24 protein-coding genes are annotated in these 18,224 nt (G+C 37.5%); 7 read left to right on the top strand and 17 right to left on the bottom strand.

Features of this window, described 5'->3' with window-relative positions; genetic code table 11:
* Positions 1-10: 10 nt before the first annotated feature.
* The 6 genes from ACH6EI_RS07120 to ACH6EI_RS07095 all read right to left on the bottom strand — a co-directional run bounded on the left by ACH6EI_RS07120 (position 11) and on the right by ACH6EI_RS07095 (position 4,539).
* Positions 11-838: an ABC transporter permease gene (locus ACH6EI_RS07120; RefSeq protein WP_098999176.1), complete on the bottom strand. Its 828-nt coding sequence runs from the start codon at positions 836-838 to the stop codon at positions 11-13.
* Positions 835-1,560 carry an ABC transporter ATP-binding protein gene (locus ACH6EI_RS07115; RefSeq protein WP_098999175.1) on the bottom strand — a complete coding sequence of 242 codons (726 nt, stop codon included), beginning with the start codon at positions 1,558-1,560 and terminating at the stop codon, positions 835-837. The genes ACH6EI_RS07120 and ACH6EI_RS07115 overlap by 4 nt, the downstream gene beginning before the upstream one ends.
* A gap of 63 nt (positions 1,561-1,623) precedes the next feature.
* Positions 1,624-1,887 (bottom strand): YesK family protein, encoded by a 264-nt coding sequence (locus ACH6EI_RS07110; RefSeq protein ID WP_098113665.1) that lies wholly within the window; start codon positions 1,885-1,887, stop codon positions 1,624-1,626.
* A 53-nt stretch (positions 1,888-1,940) separates the two neighbouring features.
* On the bottom strand, positions 1,941-2,252 hold the full coding sequence (locus ACH6EI_RS07105; RefSeq protein ID WP_098113664.1) for a hypothetical protein: 312 nt from the start codon (positions 2,250-2,252) through the stop codon (positions 1,941-1,943).
* 408 nt (positions 2,253-2,660) lie between these two features.
* A complete protein-coding gene (locus ACH6EI_RS07100) occupies positions 2,661-4,127 on the bottom strand; it encodes a SulP family inorganic anion transporter (RefSeq protein WP_098113663.1) in 1,467 nt (488 codons plus the stop codon).
* A gap of 208 nt (positions 4,128-4,335) precedes the next feature.
* Positions 4,336-4,539: a helix-turn-helix domain-containing protein gene (locus tag ACH6EI_RS07095; protein ID WP_028414668.1), complete on the bottom strand. Its 204-nt coding sequence runs from the start codon at positions 4,537-4,539 to the stop codon at positions 4,336-4,338.
* 232 nt (positions 4,540-4,771) lie between these two features.
* Here ACH6EI_RS07095 and ACH6EI_RS07090 point away from each other — a divergent pair, with 232 nt between their 5' ends.
* Positions 4,772-5,314, top strand: coding sequence for a recombinase family protein (locus tag ACH6EI_RS07090; RefSeq protein ID WP_098113662.1), 543 nt, complete (start codon positions 4,772-4,774; stop codon positions 5,312-5,314).
* 62 nt (positions 5,315-5,376) lie between these two features.
* Here ACH6EI_RS07090 and ACH6EI_RS07085 read toward each other — a convergent pair whose 3' ends face one another.
* The 3 genes from ACH6EI_RS07085 to ACH6EI_RS07075 all read right to left on the bottom strand — a co-directional run bounded on the left by ACH6EI_RS07085 (position 5,377) and on the right by ACH6EI_RS07075 (position 7,386).
* A complete protein-coding gene (locus ACH6EI_RS07085; protein WP_028414670.1) occupies positions 5,377-5,988 on the bottom strand; it encodes a DUF421 domain-containing protein in 612 nt (203 codons plus the stop codon).
* A gap of 175 nt (positions 5,989-6,163) precedes the next feature.
* Positions 6,164-6,547 carry a DUF302 domain-containing protein gene (locus ACH6EI_RS07080; protein ID WP_098999174.1) on the bottom strand — a complete coding sequence of 128 codons (384 nt, stop codon included), beginning with the start codon at positions 6,545-6,547 and terminating at the stop codon, positions 6,164-6,166.
* Positions 6,548-6,672: 125 nt separating this feature from the next.
* A complete protein-coding gene (locus tag ACH6EI_RS07075; RefSeq protein ID WP_098999173.1) occupies positions 6,673-7,386 on the bottom strand; it encodes a DUF4396 domain-containing protein in 714 nt (237 codons plus the stop codon).
* A 183-nt stretch (positions 7,387-7,569) separates the two neighbouring features.
* On the opposite strand from ACH6EI_RS07075, the gene ACH6EI_RS07070 reads away from it, so the two are divergent.
* A complete protein-coding gene (locus tag ACH6EI_RS07070) occupies positions 7,570-7,899 on the top strand; it encodes a four-helix bundle copper-binding protein (RefSeq protein ID WP_098113660.1) in 330 nt (109 codons plus the stop codon).
* 83 nt (positions 7,900-7,982) lie between these two features.
* Here ACH6EI_RS07070 and ACH6EI_RS07065 read toward each other — a convergent pair whose 3' ends face one another.
* On the bottom strand, positions 7,983-8,825 hold the full coding sequence (locus tag ACH6EI_RS07065; RefSeq protein WP_098113659.1) for a LysR family transcriptional regulator: 843 nt from the start codon (positions 8,823-8,825) through the stop codon (positions 7,983-7,985).
* Between the two features lie 117 nt (positions 8,826-8,942).
* Here ACH6EI_RS07065 and ACH6EI_RS07060 point away from each other — a divergent pair, with 117 nt between their 5' ends.
* Positions 8,943-9,686 carry an SDR family NAD(P)-dependent oxidoreductase gene (locus ACH6EI_RS07060; protein ID WP_028414675.1) on the top strand — a complete coding sequence of 248 codons (744 nt, stop codon included), beginning with the start codon at positions 8,943-8,945 and terminating at the stop codon, positions 9,684-9,686.
* 74 nt (positions 9,687-9,760) lie between these two features.
* Here the strand turns inward: ACH6EI_RS07060 and ACH6EI_RS07055 are convergent, their stop codons facing one another.
* Complete coding sequence (locus ACH6EI_RS07055; protein ID WP_098999172.1) at positions 9,761-10,492, bottom strand: nucleotidyltransferase domain-containing protein; 732 nt, start codon at positions 10,490-10,492, stop codon at positions 9,761-9,763.
* Between the two features lie 222 nt (positions 10,493-10,714).
* Here ACH6EI_RS07055 and ACH6EI_RS07050 point away from each other — a divergent pair, with 222 nt between their 5' ends.
* Both ACH6EI_RS07050 and ACH6EI_RS07045 read left to right on the top strand, forming a co-directional pair.
* Positions 10,715-10,975, top strand: coding sequence for an HPr family phosphocarrier protein (locus ACH6EI_RS07050; protein ID WP_028414677.1), 261 nt, complete (start codon positions 10,715-10,717; stop codon positions 10,973-10,975).
* Between the two features lie 197 nt (positions 10,976-11,172).
* Positions 11,173-12,234: an NAD(P)-dependent alcohol dehydrogenase gene (locus ACH6EI_RS07045; protein ID WP_028414678.1), complete on the top strand. Its 1,062-nt coding sequence runs from the start codon at positions 11,173-11,175 to the stop codon at positions 12,232-12,234.
* Between the two features lie 77 nt (positions 12,235-12,311).
* Here ACH6EI_RS07045 and ACH6EI_RS07040 read toward each other — a convergent pair whose 3' ends face one another.
* The 3 genes from ACH6EI_RS07040 to ACH6EI_RS07030 form a co-directional block, all read right to left on the bottom strand.
* Positions 12,312-12,701, bottom strand: coding sequence for a MerR family transcriptional regulator (locus ACH6EI_RS07040; protein ID WP_028414679.1), 390 nt, complete (start codon positions 12,699-12,701; stop codon positions 12,312-12,314).
* A gap of 248 nt (positions 12,702-12,949) precedes the next feature.
* Positions 12,950-13,126 carry an aspartyl-phosphate phosphatase Spo0E family protein gene (locus ACH6EI_RS07035; protein WP_223260221.1) on the bottom strand — a complete coding sequence of 59 codons (177 nt, stop codon included), beginning with the start codon at positions 13,124-13,126 and terminating at the stop codon, positions 12,950-12,952.
* Between the two features lie 242 nt (positions 13,127-13,368).
* Positions 13,369-13,557 (bottom strand): hypothetical protein, encoded by a 189-nt coding sequence (locus tag ACH6EI_RS07030; protein ID WP_028414680.1) that lies wholly within the window; start codon positions 13,555-13,557, stop codon positions 13,369-13,371.
* Positions 13,558-13,832: 275 nt separating this feature from the next.
* On the opposite strand from ACH6EI_RS07030, the gene ACH6EI_RS07025 reads away from it, so the two are divergent.
* Both ACH6EI_RS07025 and ACH6EI_RS07020 read left to right on the top strand, forming a co-directional pair.
* Positions 13,833-14,360, top strand: a complete 528-nt coding sequence (locus ACH6EI_RS07025; RefSeq protein WP_049165744.1) for a cupin domain-containing protein — start codon at positions 13,833-13,835, stop codon at positions 14,358-14,360.
* A gap of 152 nt (positions 14,361-14,512) precedes the next feature.
* Positions 14,513-14,824: a hypothetical protein gene (locus tag ACH6EI_RS07020; protein WP_028414682.1), complete on the top strand. Its 312-nt coding sequence runs from the start codon at positions 14,513-14,515 to the stop codon at positions 14,822-14,824.
* A 172-nt stretch (positions 14,825-14,996) separates the two neighbouring features.
* Here the strand turns inward: ACH6EI_RS07020 and ACH6EI_RS07015 are convergent, their stop codons facing one another.
* From ACH6EI_RS07015 to ACH6EI_RS07005, 3 genes are all read right to left on the bottom strand, one after another.
* Positions 14,997-15,701 (bottom strand): hypothetical protein, encoded by a 705-nt coding sequence (locus ACH6EI_RS07015; RefSeq protein ID WP_049165748.1) that lies wholly within the window; start codon positions 15,699-15,701, stop codon positions 14,997-14,999.
* A gap of 16 nt (positions 15,702-15,717) precedes the next feature.
* Positions 15,718-16,875, bottom strand: a complete 1,158-nt coding sequence (locus ACH6EI_RS07010; protein WP_034268326.1) for a ParM/StbA family protein — start codon at positions 16,873-16,875, stop codon at positions 15,718-15,720.
* Between the two features lie 397 nt (positions 16,876-17,272).
* On the bottom strand, positions 17,273-18,145 hold the full coding sequence (locus ACH6EI_RS07005; protein ID WP_049165752.1) for an STAS domain-containing protein: 873 nt from the start codon (positions 18,143-18,145) through the stop codon (positions 17,273-17,275).
* Positions 18,146-18,224 lie beyond the last annotated feature (79 nt).

Below are 18,224 nucleotides of genomic sequence, written 5' to 3'. Positions count from 1 at the left end.
TTCTCTCCTTTTATAGAAACGATTCTTTTTTTCGAATAGCTACATATGTTAAACCGCCAAAAAATAAAATATAAAAACCTAAAACGCCGAAATTCCAGCCTACAAACTGCGGTTTCTCTGCCATCATGACTGTGATCCCCTGCCATTGAATCATCGGTATGGAAGTGAAAAACAGCTGTCCAAAAAACTCTTCACTCATCCACTGCCTAAATCCTCTTAGTAAAGTCGGATACGAAAACGAGATTAGTATAAAAGCAACCCCAATTCCAACAGCTGTAGTGGTCGTTTTACTAATAACAGAGATAAAAAACAGCACACAGCATATTGCAATCGTCGTTAAATAGGCATATCCATAGAATGCAAGATTATATACTAGCGCTTCTTTTATGTTGAAGACATGGCTGTGATAAAATACAAAGTAGCTTTGCGGGTGTTCAAACAGCAGAAACCCTATCACATAGCTCATACAAAAATACGTGATAAAAAACAGTAAATTAAACAGCAAAATCACTGCGGCCTTTGCGATGATAATTTCTTTAAACGAATACGAGCGGATCATGACCATTCGCAGCTGTCCTGACCGGTACTCTTCAGTAACAACGAGTGTAATAAAAACTAAGAACATGGCATTAAAAACGGTAAATAACATTTCGGCTAAGCTCAGTACAGGGAAGTTTCCCGCAAACGTATACTGTGGTAAATCGACTGTGAGTGCTCCATTTTGTTTTTGGAGATAAGAAGAAGCAACTAACAGCACAACAGGAACTAATAAAAAGGTCAGCCACGCCACTTTTCGTTTCCAAAGTCTTTCCCACTCCGCTACTAACAGCTCCTTCATTGCGACACCAGCTCTACAAACGCATCTTCAAGATTTTTACCGGATGCTAACTGATCTAAAGCGCCGTCCCACATTAGCTCTCCTTCTCTCATCACCACAATTTGATCACATACTCGCTGTAATTCATCCAGTAAATGACTAGAGATTAAAATCGTTTTGTTATAGTCACATTTTAAGGTAAAAAGCAGCTCGCGCAGTTCACGTACGCCCATTGGATCTAAGCCGTTGGCTGGCTCATCTAGTATTAATAAGTCCGGGTCGCCTAGGAGGGCTTGAGCAATACCGAGTCTTTGCTTCATCCCAAGAGAATACGTTCGAACTTTATCATTTTCTCTGCCGGTTAATCCCACAATATCAAGCACTTCTTTCACTCTTTGCTGCCTTTCTTGTTTCGTCGAAAATGGATGCAGTCGAGCTAAGTTTGTCAGGTTTTCTTTTCCCGTCATATAAGGAAAAAAGATGGGTGACTCTACAATTGCACCAACGCTTTGCAGTGCTTCTTTTCTTTGTGAAACAATAGGTTTATTAGTAATAAAAACTTCTCCACCGGTTGGTTTAATCAACCCCGTCAATAAACGAATTAACGTCGTTTTACCAGCTCCGTTTGGCCCTAGCAGTCCGCATATTTCTCCTTCCCCAATTTGAAACGATACTTCTTTTACTAAGTGACGACGTCTCACTTTTTTTGAAACGCTCTTTACCTCTAAAATAATATTTTTCATCTTAAATCCCCCCTACACGTAGTATAGGAGGGATTTATAAAGAATTTATAAAGTTTATAAAAATTATCCTACAGGTTTTTTGGCAATGATAAATGCAACAGTCGCAAACACAAGTAAACATACGCATAAAAACAAATAGCCAGCGCCTTCAAACCCTCTTACTTCTACATAGCCAATATAAAAAAACACAGCGGCAGCCATAACGGTAAGCATTGAAGGAAGCATTCTAATGACCTTGTTCCATTTCATTTTTCTGAACAGCCAAGTTAACATGAGTATAAGTACACCTGGCAGCAGTGCAATCAGTAAAGGACCGCCTATCATCATATCTATCAACCTCTCTAAATCCTTTTCATTCACTTAAAATAGAGATAATCAGCTTACGGCTCAGAAATTCCATTTGCAATCGCTAATAAAAACATCAAAGCAGAAAGCAACACAAAAAAGATGCTGTTTGTGATAATGCTAAACCACACGACGCTTGGCTTCTTTGTTCGAACTCCTAAAACTAACGCCACAATAAAGCCAACATCTATCGCAAAAAACAGCCACAGCGGAATAGTCAAATCACCGCTTCTACTTGGAAAAATTGAATTTGATGGGAATATCCGATTCGCAAAAAACACTACAAACGCAGCTGCCAGCAAAATAATTGTTAATACAATTGGCTTATTTTCTTTTGAAACACTCATTTCAAATACCCTCCTAACTAAAAAAAATAATACCATATAGTACTAAATTGAAATATACAAATTACAAACTTCATTCATTGTTCCAATAATCTTGATTTCTCAGATTAAAAAACCATATATTCAATAATATGGTAAAATCATTTATATAAAATCGTTTAAGGAGTCTATATATGAAACTGGATTCGAAAAGAAGAAACATTCAATCGAAATATAGAGAAAAAATAAACGTAAAAAAAGCGGAACGACAACATTCTGCCGAAGCCTTATTTGTTTTTGCCTTCTTTATACTGCTTGGTTTTCTAGTCTTCCAAAACTATATAGACTGGTAAAGAAAACAAGGTGACATATTTAACCGCAAAAGAAAAGGTTCAAATTCTATAGAATTTGAACCTAGGAATTATCACTCTCTTAATGAACTGATGCTCTTGCATTTGGCTTGTTGTAAGTCGCTAATCTTTGAAGTAATTCTTCACTTACATCATTTAAACCTGTCAGCTTCACCTCAGCAGACGTTTGTTCTTTTAGCTTCAGTACAATTTTATCGATAGCCGCTACGGCTGAGTCATCCCAAATATGCGCTTCTGAAAAATCAATCAAAATTTGATCTTGTTTTTCTGTAAACGTAAAAGAATGAACAAAGTCTTCTACGGAGGCAAAGAACAGCTGACCTTTTACTTTATAGACCGTTCGATTTTCCGATTTCTTTGCTGATACGTCTAGCTTTGAAATTTTTGCAGCAAAGAAAACTGCGCTTAAAATAACACCCGCAATAACTCCTTTTGATAAATCATGTGTTGCTACAACCGTAATTACCGTCACAAGCATCACGACGGTATCTGTTAAAGGGACTTTCGTGAGCGTACGAAGTGAAGACCAGTCAAATGTTCCGATCGATACCATAATCATGACGCCTGCTAGTGCAGCCATTGGAATTTTGACAACCCAGTCCCCTAGCACCAAAATGAGAAACATAAGAAATATCCCCGCTACAAACGTTGATAAACGACCGCGTCCGCCTGATTTTACATTAATAACGGTTTGACCGATCATCGCACAGCCAGCCATGCCGCCAAAGAAACCAACGACCATGTTCGCAATTCCTTGCCCTCTGCTTTCTTGGTTTTTATTACTAGACGTATCTGTCATATCATCCACAATCGATGCCGTTAGCAGCGATTCCGTTAATCCGACAATAGATAATCCTAGCGCTGTTGGAAAAATGATAGACAGTGTTTCCATATTCCAAGGAACGTTAGGAATAGAAAACACCGGCAGTGATTTTGTAATTTCTCCTAAGTCTCCTACTGTACGCAAATTAAATCCTCCAAAAATAGCTACAATTGTCATGACGACAATCGCTACTAATGGCGAAGGCACTGCTTTTGTAAAGCGCGGTAAAACGTAAATAATAACAAGAGTTAACGCCACAAACACATACGTCATTGTTGAGATTCCTACAAAATGCGGAACTTGTGCCATAAAAATTAAAATCGCTAATGCATTCACAAATCCTACCATCACGGATCGAGGAATGAATTTCATAAAGCGAGCAATTTTAAAGATGCCAAACAGAAGTTGAATCACACCCGTTAAAATAGTCGTTGCCCATAAATACTCCATTCCATGCTCTTTTACGAGTGTCACCATCAGCAGGGCCATCGCGCCGGTAGCTGCAGAAATCATCGCAGGACGCCCTCCTACAAAGGCCATCACAACGGCGATACAAAAAGATGCGTGTAAGCCCACCATCGGATCTACCCCGGCAATAATAGAAAATGCAATAGCTTCAGGAATGAGCGCAAGCGCTACGACAATACCTGAAAGAATATCTCCTTTCACGTTGCCAAACCACTCCACTTTTAATTTATTGAACATGATAACCAAAAACACCTTTCTCTCTATAGTCATAAACGTTTACTGTACGCTTTTCTAGATTTTGGACAATAAAAGTAGTAAAATAGAAAATAAATAGCACCTAAATGGAACGTTTATGGTACTTTTAATATATAAAAAAATGAGTGAAAACAGCCCAACATATCCCATCTTCCTCAAGTATTATATTTACGTACATGAAACACGTTTATTAAAACGATGAAGTCAGCTTCTTTATTTTTTCCTCATTTAATCCAAACGCTTCTTTCACTTTATTTTCTAAGTCCTCTGTAATCCTCCTCTTCCCAACTTCCACTAATGCAATGAGTGAAAAACTGCAGTTTACTCTTTCAGCGAAATTCCGCTGATTCAAATTGTAGCTTTTCCGAATCAATTTGATGGTGTCTTTATCCATATTGTCACCTCGCTTTTTTTATATAAGTGGCTTCCAACTCTCATAGAAGCCGAGACGTTGTTAACAACTAAAACTCTAGCAGACCTAAACCAAAATGTCTATCACTTTTTGTTCCAAAAACGATCTTTTTTGGAACTATACTTCTTTCTATACTGAAAAGAAATGTTATGAGCGGAAGGAATTTGGTACAATAGGTAAATATAAATAAACAATCCATGCAGGAGATGGTGTAGTGATTATTGGTTATACCCGTCCATATAGCGAAGATGAAAACTTGGACAAACAGTTACAGGCGTTGCAGCCTTTTAATTGCGATAAAATTTATCATGAAAAAACAAATTCCATAAAAAAAAGAGTAGAATTCGATGAGATGGTAGCTTCACTTCAGCCAGGCGATACAGTCGTTGTATATAAATTTTACTGCATTGCAGACTCTACTCGGCACCTTATTGAATTAATTGAATATCTTTCAGATAATCATGTTCACTTTGTATCGATTTTGGATGACGTTGATACATCCACCGAACAAGGAAAAACCTTTTTCAGTACCATTAAACGTATTGGTGAATTTCAACATGACGTGATCAGTGAACGCACAAAAGCCGGTCTTCAAGAAGCAAAATCAAAAGGAAAAAGCGGCGGCCGGCCAAAAAAACCTGACTATAACGTCCACCGAGCACTTGACATGTACTGGAGTAAAAACTATACGATTGCTCAAATTACAGAAGCTACAGGTATAAGCAAGACGACTTTGTACCGTTACTTAGATAACTAAAGCACATGTAAAAAAGACGTCCTTTTATTCGGTAAAAAGGCCGTCTTTTTTTAGTGACTATATCACTGAAGGTATTTAGGATTCGGTTTAGAATGGTGATTAATTTCTTCAAATATATTTGAAGAAGGTTTAGACGACACTTTGTTATGTAAATCTTGCGCAGGCACGCTGGTTTGAGAAAAAGATGACATATATAATTCCATCAACTGTTTAAAGTCCCCTACAGTCAAAGGTTTTGCATCTTCTCGAAGTTCGTATCCTAACTGTCCATTTGGTTCGATTGTGGCGATTTTAACATCTTTTATGTTTGATATACCTGCATTTCGTAATCTCATTTCTAATTGATCGGCGGTTAAACGTAATTTTTTAAGCTGCTTAGTATCTAATTGACCGTTATTTATAACGATTTTAGATTTACCTGTCAGAAATTTTTCAAATCCATTAAACTTTAATTGTAAGTACTCTAAAACTAAAATAGCAAGAACAAAAATTGCTGCCCCGCCAATGGCTTTTAGCATACTTTTCTCAACAATAGGTTGTACAATGATGGTACCTAAGGAAATCATAACGACCGTTTGAGCGAGCGTCATTTGAGCAATCGATTTTCTTCCCGCTATTCTCAACAATAATATTCCCGTTAAAATCAAGATTACAGATTGCCAGATAAAATTCATAATATCATCCTTTTTATTACAGTCTGCTTTTAGATTAGGCATCTGAAAGCAAATTATTCATGTATCAAAAATTTCGTTTCCACTCCTCATACCCTAATAAAGTTAGAAAACAAAAAGATACCTTACGTAAAGGTATCTTTTTGTTTTGTTATTTTCTTTCTCGGAATCACAGGACTTATACAGATTGATCAATGCAGCGTATTAATCTTGTTTCAATGTCTTCTGCTAGTGTTTGGAGCTCTTCATTATGAAGCATATTAATCATAGCCGTAGGCCTAGGCATGCCAATCTTTGTTTCACTTTCATCTTGATATACAACCATTTTACAAGGGAGAAAATATCCTACTAAAAGATTTTGCGAAAGAACACGCTGAGCTTCTTTCGGATGACACACTTCTAATACTGTAAACGGTGTATGAAAGTCCTGCCCTTTTTCCTGTAGCTTTGCAGTTAAATCGAAATTCCACAACACACCGAACCCTTCGCTTTTTAAGTTTTCTTCTAGAGAACTAATCGCTTCTTCTAGGCTTTTCGAGGTTTTTACCGTGTAATCAAACATCCAATCTCCTCCTGTTAAGTTAGAATGAATTCCTTTCTTCTACGAAACTTGAAGTTCATGTTATTCTGCCCCATCCTTAAAGTTTAAATCTATAGAATATCAACGGCAGCAGCTCCAAATAAAATCTACATCGCATGTTTTACCCCTTTTTTAACAAGTACCCAGTTCGCTGGATAGCTTGTACAAAAGCCAATGATCATGGCGATTTGCATCATAAACCAAAAGACCGCGCTGTCTGGTTTGGGTGCCTGTGTAAAAAAGACATAATGTGATAAAGCCATCCAGCCGAACATCCCTATTTCAAACGCAATAAGCGACCACGTATCTGCTTTTACTGCATTTTTCAGCTCATCTTTTGAGCCGTTATCTTTCATACTCATACCATAGTATTGAAAAGCAATTCCCGCTATATAAGCAAGAATAAATTCCACTACGTAATCTGCAAAAAGTACGCTTCCGGCAATCGTCCATCCCGTTAAAAATACGATTGGTGCGCCAATTAAATCTCCGACCGAGCACCCGCTGCTGCAGTGGGTCGTAGATACAAAAACACTTTGCCAAAAAGGCTTCTTACTATGATGGTGTTCATGATGATCTTCATGGCTATGATGCATATGTTCAGAGGAATCATGAGCGTGATCGTGTTTCTTTCGATCTTTACGGCCTAATTTAAAGTAAAACCATATCCCGGCCACAGGAAAATATAGGCCCGTAATAGGCCACACAATATTCATCACAAACATCATCTGCGGATGCCTGATCACGTCGATTGTAATAACTAAAAATTGAATAATTCCGATTGTAATAGCTATATAAGAAAGTATTTCTAGCCAGCTCATGTGCTACACTCCTTTAAGATTTATGTATCAATCACATACCCTCTACCCCTATATCTAAACGTAAAAAAGAGAAACTGCTCATTACTTAATAACTTTTACAATGCTGTTATCTTTTATTAGGTTTAATAAACTAAACGATAGTCTAATGTAATAAAGAGAAGAAAAATAAGGAGGAATTTTACAATGTCTAACGAAAATTATCAAACTGTTATTCAAACGCTGCATGACTGTATGAGTGCCTGCAACCAATGTTTTGATGCTTGCCTAAAGGAAGAAAATGTAGGGATGATGGTGGACTGTATCCGTTTTGACCGAGAATGTGCAGATATGTGCGGATATTTGGAACAAGCTTTAGAAAGAGGAACGCCTTTCGTTGCTGAACTAGCGGGAGTTTGCGCTGAAATTTGCGAAAAATGCGGTAACGAGTGTAAGAAACACGATCATGACCACTGTCAAAAATGTGCAGAGGCTTGCTTGAAATGCGCGGATGAATGTAGAAAATTAGCTGCATAATCTTTGGAATATAAGAAAGCTAGAACCCTTGAAGCGCATTTCAGGCATTAAGGGTTCTTTTTAGTGATAAGGCAAGAGAGAATCTATAGGCTTTCTAAAAAACGAATAAACTTTTTAAGACTTTGCGAGCGCTGCTTCCCTTTCTTTACTATAAAATCAATTTGAACGTCTTCTGCAAGCTCTTCGTATTCAATTCTTTTCATATCACCACGAGAATTTACTACGCTAGCCGGGACTACACTCATCCCCAGTCCATCGCGGACACCTTGTAAAATCGCTTCTAATGAATCAAATTCCATCATGTTGGCTTTATGTGTATGATGTTCTTTTGAAAACGCTACTAGTCTGTTTCTATAGATGCAGTTTACATCACTATTGATGAGCAGCATTGGTGGGGTTTTTTCTTCTATATCTTCAGACGTAGGTGAGATGAGTACCACCTTTTCTGCGTAGTGATAAACTCTTTCAAACTGAGCCCCGTTATAGGTACCGCTAAGAAAAAGTCCATCAATTTCCCCGTACGAAAGCATTTCTTGCAAGACTTGTTTTCTATCTGTTTTGATTTTAACTTCAATATCCCGATGTTCTTTCAAAAAAGACGAAAATAAAGCTGGAACTTTACTAGCAGAAACCGTCTGCGACGCACCAATGATTAAAGATGTTCTAAACTTATTCGGATTAACTTCTGCTTTAGCTTCCTCCATTAACAGTAAAATACGCTGTGCATAGTTAAACAAAGCTTCCCCTTCATCCGTTAACGTGACTCCTCTATTTGTGCGTGTCAGTAATTTAGTATCTAACTCTTCCTCTAATTTTTTTATGCGCTGACTGATATGCGGTTGAACATATCCTAATACCTCGGCGGCTTTTGATAGTGATTTTGTTTCTGCCACACATTTAAAAATTCGTAAGTCTTGGCTTTCCAATTTCCATTCCTCCGCTGATATCATTTTAAATGATACCTCTCTTAGTATTACCTATTATATCCTTTTTTTTATCGAAGATATAATAAAAGATGTTGAGAGAAAGGAAGGTTAAGAGAAATGAACGATTTTAAAAACAAAGTATTTATTATCACAGGCGGAGGCACTGGTGTAGGCAAAGCAACGGCTTTAAAGCTAGCCGATAAAGGCGCAAAACTTGTGATAAACTACAGCAACTCAGAAAAGGAAGCTAAAAAAGCTGTGGAAGAAATTTTAGAAAAAGGAAGTATGGCTTTTGCTTTTAAAGCGAATGTAGCCAACGAGAATGAAGTGAATGAAATGATTCATCAAACGATTGCACAATTCGGACGGTTAGATGGATTAGTGAATAACGCTAGTATTACTGCTCAAATCCCGATGCATGACTTAGAGTCTGCAACGGATGACGTATGGGACTCTTTATATGATATAAACGTAAAAGGCATGTTTCACTGTGTAAAAGCAGCCGTTCCACATATGAAAAAACAAAAGTCAGGAGCGATTGTTAATGTAGGAAGTGTTGCCGGCACAACTGGAATTGGCTCGTCTATTCCTTATGCAGCAACAAAAGCAGCGATTCATACGATGACGAAGTCGTTAGCGATTGCACTGGCACCCCATATTCGAGTCAACTGCATCTCTCCTGGTGCAGTCGACACAAGGTGGTGGTCTGGCAACGAAGATAAAATGTATCAGCTTGCAGGAAATCTGCCTCTTCAGCGCATTTCTTCTCCTGAAGATATCGCAGATGCTATTCTTTTTCAGTTAAAACAAGAGTCCGTGACGGGCCAAGTGTTTACGATTGATAACGGACAAACTCTTTAAGCATATGAAAATATTCCAAAAAATAAACCCCACTACTAGAAAGAAATAGTAGTGGGGTTATAATAAGCACTATGCTACTGATTGGCTCTCTCTTTCCCCAGTGAAAATCCTTCAAACAGCCGGCCTCCATATGGTTCTAACACTTTATCAACCAGTTGAATCACTTTATCTTTATTCCCTGTTTTATAAAAGGTATCAAATGCCTCTACAAACTCTTTACTAAAGCGTTCATTATAGTGATTCAAAGACCGGACAATCCATTTAGAATCCCCGATCCAATGACCGTTTGTTCTTAACACAAATTCATGCGTTATATAAGCGAGCGTGTTGGCAATAAAAAGTGCTTCACCTGTATTTGAAGAACCGATTAAATCATCCAACGCATCGCTTACAAAATATCTTTTTAGTTCAATCGTCTCTTCCGACCATTTTTCCGGTCCTTTTTCTAGTAATTGTTTCGCTTCTTTTTTTATAGACTGGATTACTCCTTTATCCACTAAAATAATTCCCTCGGAAATCATTCTTGGCAATGAAGGTCTAGCCCTCTTACAGTCGCTTTTAAAAAAGACTTGGTATGAAGTCGGATTATGAGCAAAAACTTCAATGGCCCATCTAAATTCAATGAGTGACTCTCTAAAAGAAGAAGGAAAATCATCATCAAAAATAACAAGATCAAGGTCAGACGTGTGTGTAGCCTCTCCTCTTACTACGCTTCCGGCGAGTAATGCGCCTTGACAATTAGGATAATGCTTAGAAATAAATTGTGTAGCTGCTTGCAGCGGTTCTAACCTTTTTAGCTCTTTCATCGTATTCCTCCAGAAAATGATATATATTGTTTTTCTGGTTAGAACGTGGAAATTCCTTTAACAATAAGTTCTTATTTAACCTTTCTGAACATGTCTACTGTATTTACTTTTAGTTACCGTCATTTAAATGACTCTTTTATCCAAATTCCCCCTTGCCTTAAAGTTAACTTTAACGTTTAAGCTAGTTTTATAGTTTTTAAAATACAAAAAAGGGGAAACACTATGCTAATTAAAAGAATAACGGTGCAACTTTCCGGTGGACTTCTAGCTAGACATACAGCTTTGTTTGTACGCGAAGCGTGTTCGTTTCAAAGTGATATTTTTCTTGCGAAAGATGGAAAATGTGTAAGTGGAAAAAGCATCATGAAGGTAATGGCTTTGGCTGTTAAGAAAGGAGATGAAATAACACTGCTGACAAATGGAGTTGATGAACAAGCTGCCGCTCGCACCCTTGAAGAATTTCTTTTAACTAAACATAGATAGAAAGCTGCCATGCTATTCCTTCCTTTCCTTTTTTCATAAAGTCATAGAACGAAATTTTTTTCAAAAAACTCTTGCTTTAAAGTCGACTTTAACGTTTAAGCTAGTATTGTAGTTTTTAAATACATCAAGCGTAGTCAGTGAATGCACGTTTAGTAGCAACTGGTTATGTTTAATACGAAAGGATTGTGTTTTTACTTATGTGTAATAATCATCAACATACAACAACATCACGTGTTTTAAGTGCGCCGCACGCAAAGGCAAAATTTGAAAATACGACAATTGAACGCAGAGAACTGCGAGCAGACGACGTTTTAATTGATATTAAGTTTAGCGGTATCTGTCACTCTGATATTCATAGTGCATTTGATGAGTGGGGCGGCGGGATGTTCCCGATGGTTCCTGGTCACGAAATCGCAGGAGTAGTTGAAGCAGTTGGCGAAAACGTAACAAAATACAAGGTTGGCGATCGCGTAGGCGTTGGATGTTTCGTTGACTCTTGCGGAGAGTGCGAGTACTGTGTGAACGGTGACGAGCAATACTGTACAAAAGGCGTTGTTCAAACGTACAATTCATTGGATTACGATGGAAACCGTACATACGGCGGCTACAGCCAAAAAATCGTCGTAAAAGAAGGATTCGTTGTTCGTATTCCTGATAACTTAAGTATGGATGCAGCAAGTCCGCTTCTATGCGCAGGGATTACAACATTTTCTCCATTAAAGCACTGGAATGCTGGCCCTGGCAAAAAAGTGGCGATCGTGGGAATGGGCGGCCTTGGACATGTAGCGATTCAATTTGCACATGCAATGGGTGCTGAAGTGACGGTATTGAGCCGTTCTAACAATAAAAAAGAAGAAGCACTAAGCTTTGGTGCAGATCATTATTTTGCAACAAGTGATGAAGCGACATTTACTGAATTAGCTGGTCGTTTTGATCTTATCTTAAACACGGTATCTGCTAACTTAAACGTGGATCAATATTTATCTTTACTTCGCGTAGATGGAACGCTTGTTAACGTGGGCGCACCTGCTAACCCAGATCAATACAGCGTATTCTCCCTTATCATGGGACGTCGCAGCATTGCGGGTTCACTTGTAGGCGGCATTCGTGAAACACAAGAAATGCTTGATTTTGCGGCTGAACACGGCGTTGCTCCTATGATCGAAGTTATCGATGCAAATCAAGTAGACGAAGCGTATGAGCGCGTTCTTCGCAGCGACGTTCGCTATCGATTTGTTATTGACATTTCTACACTGTAAGTTTTAAAAAAGCGGGCAGCTAATTGGATTAGCTGCCCGCTTTTTATTTCTTTATAAAATAAAAAACAAACGGTAAATTAGGCTTTAGATGAAAGCTCTTCCCGGTACTTTTGCTCTAATTTATCATAGTAGTCAATTTTCGTTTCCACTTTTCTAAAAGCTGCGTCCAGCTCTCTTTGTTTTTCCATCATTTTCTCTCTATGCTTTTCAAATATCTGCTTGCGCAAACCGATTGTATCATCACCTTCTTGTGTTAATTCAACAATTTTACGTAACTCTAAAAGAGAGATGTCTGTTTTTCGTAAGCAAATAATAAATTCCAGCCACTCGATATCCGACTCGCTAAAAATACGATTTCCGTTTTCGTCTCTTTTTATAAAAGGCAAAAGCCCTTGCTGCTCGTAGTATCGAAGCGTATGCGTAGGCAGCCCTACCTTTGCAGCGGCCTCTTTAATATGATATTCCATTCCACTATACCCTCCATCGCCATTCTTAGTACGGCGTTTGCTTTATGTATCTAAGCTTCCCTTTTCAAGGGTGCTTTCAACTCATCTTCTAGGTTTCTACTATACGATATATATAATCAAATCCCCTATTTTCTTTGCTATGAGATAACTGTATAAATAGTATCATAAACATTAAAGCAAACGTGAAGGCAACTTATAAAGAGCTGCCGTGAAATCAGCAGCTCTTTTCATTTATATATAAAATACGATTAATCTGCGGCCATCACTTTACTTAGTTCATTTAATAAATAATCCAGGGTTTGACTGATTCGAACTGTATTACGACTTGTAAGACCTTCTGTAAGTCCCAACATAACCATGTGCTCTCTTGCTGTTTCGATTTCTGTCATTAAGACTTGCATGACAACTCCTTTATACCACTTCACAGCTCATCACCCCTTTTTACTATACATATATCTCATATGCGGCAATCTTAAACCTATCATACAGGTTTTTGGGGGTGAATAGCGAGTTTTAGACCTTCAACAGCTGTATTTTTTATGAAGTAAATATACTAATATACTTATTGAAATAGAAAGTATCACTCCACTTACTACTAGAAGTGAAGAAAAGGCCCCCTAAATGGAGGTCTTTTCTTATTTCTTATAAAGCAGTCTAATACAAAGCCTTAGCCTTTAAAATATTCTCGGTAATACGAACCTTTCTCACACTCTATCTCATAGCGCAGCCTCGTTTGCTTCCTGTAAAGCTCTTCGGACAGCTCATTAAATTCACCTTCTGTGATAGATCCATGAATTAAATTGTTGAATAAATTATTAAGATGTTCAGTTAATTCTTGAAGTTTTTTTTCTTTCAATGAACGTCACCCTTTAAAATAATTTTCATCTTCTAAAATTATATCAAATAAAACGTTTTCATACGATATATTTTTTACTGAATTATCGTATTAAAGTGATGAAAGTATTTTTTAACCACCGAAAAACAATCAAAGAGCTCAGAGAAATCATTAATTACATGATTTGGGCAAAAAATAAGTGGATAAAGACCGCGGACAAAAAGGCAAATGGTATCAACCGTTTTGACAAAAGCATAGGATGAAAAGAAAAATGAAACGAGAAAAGGAGAATGAGTATGCACTATGCACCTTATTATCATCAGTGGCAGACCCCAGTGTACTATGGCTGGCAGCCATATAGTTATTATGTGCCGAATCACTATCACACCAGCGAACAGTTTCAACAAAGAAACGGTAAATTAAAGGACTACGGACCAAGGCCATTTGTGATTAACATTAATGAAGCGTCAAAGCAAAACAATACGTACCGCACTGCTTTATGGACGGGAACACATTTACAAGTGACGCTAATGAGTCTCAAGCCCGGTGAAGATATCGGCTTAGAAATCCACCCTAACGTTGATCAATTCCTGCGCATTGAACAAGGGCAAGGCGTTGTTCAAATGGGCAAAAGTAAAAACAACCTAACCTTTAAACGAAAAGTCTACGATGATGATGCGATATTTATCCCTGCCGGAACGTGGCATGATCTCACTAATACGGGTACCACTCCGCTAAAGCTTTACTCCATCTACGCTCCTCCAAACCATCCGTTTGGCACAGTTCATGTGACAAAAGCAAATGCCTTAGCTGAAGAACATTAACTAACATAAGCTCGCTAGAAAATCGGTGTACTACCTTTTCTAGCGAGCTTTTTTTAACTTGCTATACATAAAGGATTTTATAGCCAAAGAAAGAATTATAGAATAAACGAACCTTTTTAAACAGCTTAAAATAACTGAAAGGCAAACGGGCGATGAAATTATTTTATAAAATTCCTAAATCAAACGTAAATCCTTCCCTTAAACTAGCAAGAAAAGTTCTATATATATCGGTAGAAGCAGTCATTATGACCATGCTTGTGATTAAATCTTTTACTGTGGCCTATGAAAACGACATAAATTTAATTCTCAGGCAGCTAAATGAACTAAAAGCTTCGATTGGCGGATTTGGCATAAACGAAGCTCTATTTTGGTTTATGATAAAATGCAGTATTTGTACCATCGTTACATTTGATATTTGCTTATATTTTCAAAAAAAGCTAAAAAGAAACCAAAAAGATTTATGATGTATACGCTAAAGCTTTTACATCGGACCGCTGTTAATTTCCGTACAAGTTGGATTCACAATCAAGAATCAAACTCGTTCGGATCTTCCTTTAGCAAAAATACTTTTGCCCCAGCTCCATTTTTAATAGAAAAATAATAAAAGTAGAGGCATATCACGCCTCTACTTTCTGTTTAAAAATCTACATCGATATCTTCTTGAATGGTTCCGGTCACTTTTTCACTTTTAATTAATTGACCTTCTTTAAACGTTTCTTCCTCATCTGTAACGGGCTTCAGCTGCTTATAAGAAGGAACTGACGCAGAGCCAAGCTCTTTTTTAAGCAAGTGAATTTCTCCTAACAGCTCGCTTCTCAATGAATGAACTAACGATTGAAAATCTTCTTCGCGGCTGTCTTTCTGCCCGTTTTGTTCCACAAGCTTCGCTACATAATCCTGAAGTTCATTTGCCTGCGAGGACTCATATTCCTCACGATTTGCAGCAAAACGTGAATTCATTTCTTGTTTTAGCAAGTCAATTTCGCCCAACAGCTCTTTTCGAAGTGAATGAACGAGCGACTCGACTTCATCTTTTTTATTCATTTTTTGCAAGTCTTGCTGTATGAGTCTCACTATATAGTCCTGCAGCTCGTTTGCCTGCTGTTTTTCTTTTAGAAATGAAGACACTTCTGACGGAATGTCAGCAGTTTCAATTGTAAAACTTGCATGTTCATCTCTATTACTTACGGTCTTTCCCCTTGCTCCCATCATATCTGCTGATAGATTCCCAGCTGTTAGAAACGCATTTGATAATAAGTAAAATGGTGCAGCCACCTGGGAGCTTAGCTGACCGTACCAATCGTCTAGTGCTTCCTTAAGGCGAGTGTGTTGATGACTCATGTATGGCTCCCCCTTTTTAAGCGTGAACCGCTGCGTTTGTTTCATGTCTGCTTAAAATTTCAAGACCGTATAAATTTAACTTTCGTGTCTCCGGCAAGAAAAGATGGTTTTCTTCTCTGATTTCTTCCCCATACATGTTATCAATCTGCTCTGCAATAAACTGTTGAAGGATAGGAGCCAGTCCTCCAATATAAATATATTTATAGACTTTATCTTTTGGCGATGGAAATAGATTTTCAACTTTTGTTAATAAAATTTGCGTGTATTCTCTAAGCGAAGCGTGAATAGGCTCCGTGAGATCGACTTTTTTCCCGCTGTTGCCGTCTCTTTGCTCCATTTTTGCTTTATGGATATTGGCAATAATAAATTCTTCTAATGAACGAACATCATCAAAATACTCAAGCAGCTTTTCATTTCTTAGCTTTTCAATATGCTTCAAATATGAAATATCCGTAAGACACTTCAACGAATTTCTGCTTTTAGGAGCTTGAAGTCCTGCAGGAAGCAGTGCCAGGTCAACCGTACCTCCGCCCAAATCTACAATCAATGTTTCAAAATGTTTGAATGCATTTGCTTCTTCTCTATCTTGTAATTCAAAATCTTTTTTGATCGCCCAGCGAGCCACTTCGCTTTCAATACGGCATTTGCTCGTTTCAATGTTCACAGTGACCGTTTTTTCTAACCCAGGAGTCAATACCGTTACTGTATGCTCTCCTTGAAAACGTTCGGCCATCTTCTGCTGCATTTCACTGAATTTATTTGTTTTCTTAAGCAGCCAAATCGGAAGCATAGTCGAGAAAAAATTAATCGTCACATGATTATCCTCTTTGTCTTTTCCTTTAAGTATGTTGTAATAAGCAACTGAAGCTAAAAACATCACATAAGGAATATCAGATTCAGTTTTATTATGTAACTTATTAATATGGATATTGCCTAGCACGTGTTTCTCTGCGGCGTCTCCTACTAAATAATACTTTTCAACCCCTTCAATTGTGGTAGAAATCAGTAAATTTTGAAGAAGTAATTCCGGTTCATTTACACTTGAAGGAAAATGCCCCTCTGCCTGATCTTTTGTGATTTCTACTACGTTTGTAGGAATTTCATAGTAATAACCATCCACTAGCGTTTGAAAAATTGAGTTACCAAAATCAACGTTTTGACGTTTGATATCCATCCTTGTTTCTCCCCTTTATCTTTTCGTGACAACACTAATAAGTATATATTTTCCTCATTTGTTTGTCTAAGTATTTAAATAATTTATGTTATTCGAAATTGACAATTAATTAATTTTAGACGGCTAATGTAATTGAAAAGCGCTTGAAATGCTTCTTTTTACCAGTACCCCTTTTTACAAAGAATGTAACATGTGACGCTGTGACTTCCCCCTTAAATTTTTCACAATATAAGCCTCTCTATTATTTTTTAGAGACACGAGAAAACAAAGAGGTGGAAACATAACTGAATCAACCTACGTTCACCATAAAAACAAAAAACCCGAACCATCAATCAAATTAATGGTTCGGGTTTGACTTCAACTAACATACTTTGTCTAAGCCTCTCACTTTTTTTATTTATTGAAAAGGCCATTTGTTTGGTTTTCTTTGCAGATTTTCTGGCAGTTTACTGAAGCCTATTTCTTCAAGACCTTTTTCTAGCGTTGCTCTTGTTTTGATTGTTCCAAAATCGACGCCTAAATCAACAACGGTTTGCGCGATTTCCGGACGTATTCCAGTAATCATCGTTTTAGTGCCGATAAGCTGTAAGGCTTTTACAATTTGAAAAATATTGTCCGCTACCATCGTATCGACGATCAAAACACCTGAAATATCAAATATTAAATAACTCAGCTGCAGCTGAGCGCTTTTTTCTAAAGCCGTTTCCATAATAAGCTGCGAACGATGCGTATCAATTTGTCCAACGATTGGCATCACAGCGATTCCTTCAGAAAGAGGAACGATGGGAACTGATAATTCTTCTAGCGCTGCATAAGCTCGTTTTATGGTTTCGGTATTATGTTCTTCATAGATTTCGACAAATATATGATTAAGCTCATCAAGCATCGGATCAATTTTTTTACTTACATCAAGCATCGTAATAGGAGCAAACTGCTTCTGCTGCAGCTCTTCTGTAAAAACGCCCCATATCACTGTTCGAAACAGCGCGAGTGATTTTAACGTTTGACTCAACGAAAGTCCGTTTTCCACAGCCACTTTTCCTATATCTGTACCCCACTGAATGATTTTCTTTAAAACGACCGAGTGCTCTTCGAATAACGACTCGCCTAAATACTCAATGAGTTCTGCTCTCCATTTTAAAACTTCGCTTTCTTCATGGTAAACAAGCTTCCGCTTATATTCAGAGTCCATCAGATCAGAAAATTGTATCGCTAATTCCTGTTTATTATCGATAATTTTCTTCCCTATATATAACAACTCATCCCTCATTTTTTTCTTTATCTCCTTTAGTTAGCAGAATTAACGATTACATTTTATAACAATAGTTATATCACAGACAATATAAAAA

It is taken from the genome of Priestia sp. JSM ZJ58, from assembly GCF_044383985.1.
Taxonomy (GTDB): Bacteria; Bacillota; Bacilli; order Bacillales; family Bacillaceae_H; genus Priestia; species Priestia zanthoxyli.
This window is presented reverse-complemented; position numbering and strand designations above follow the sequence as displayed.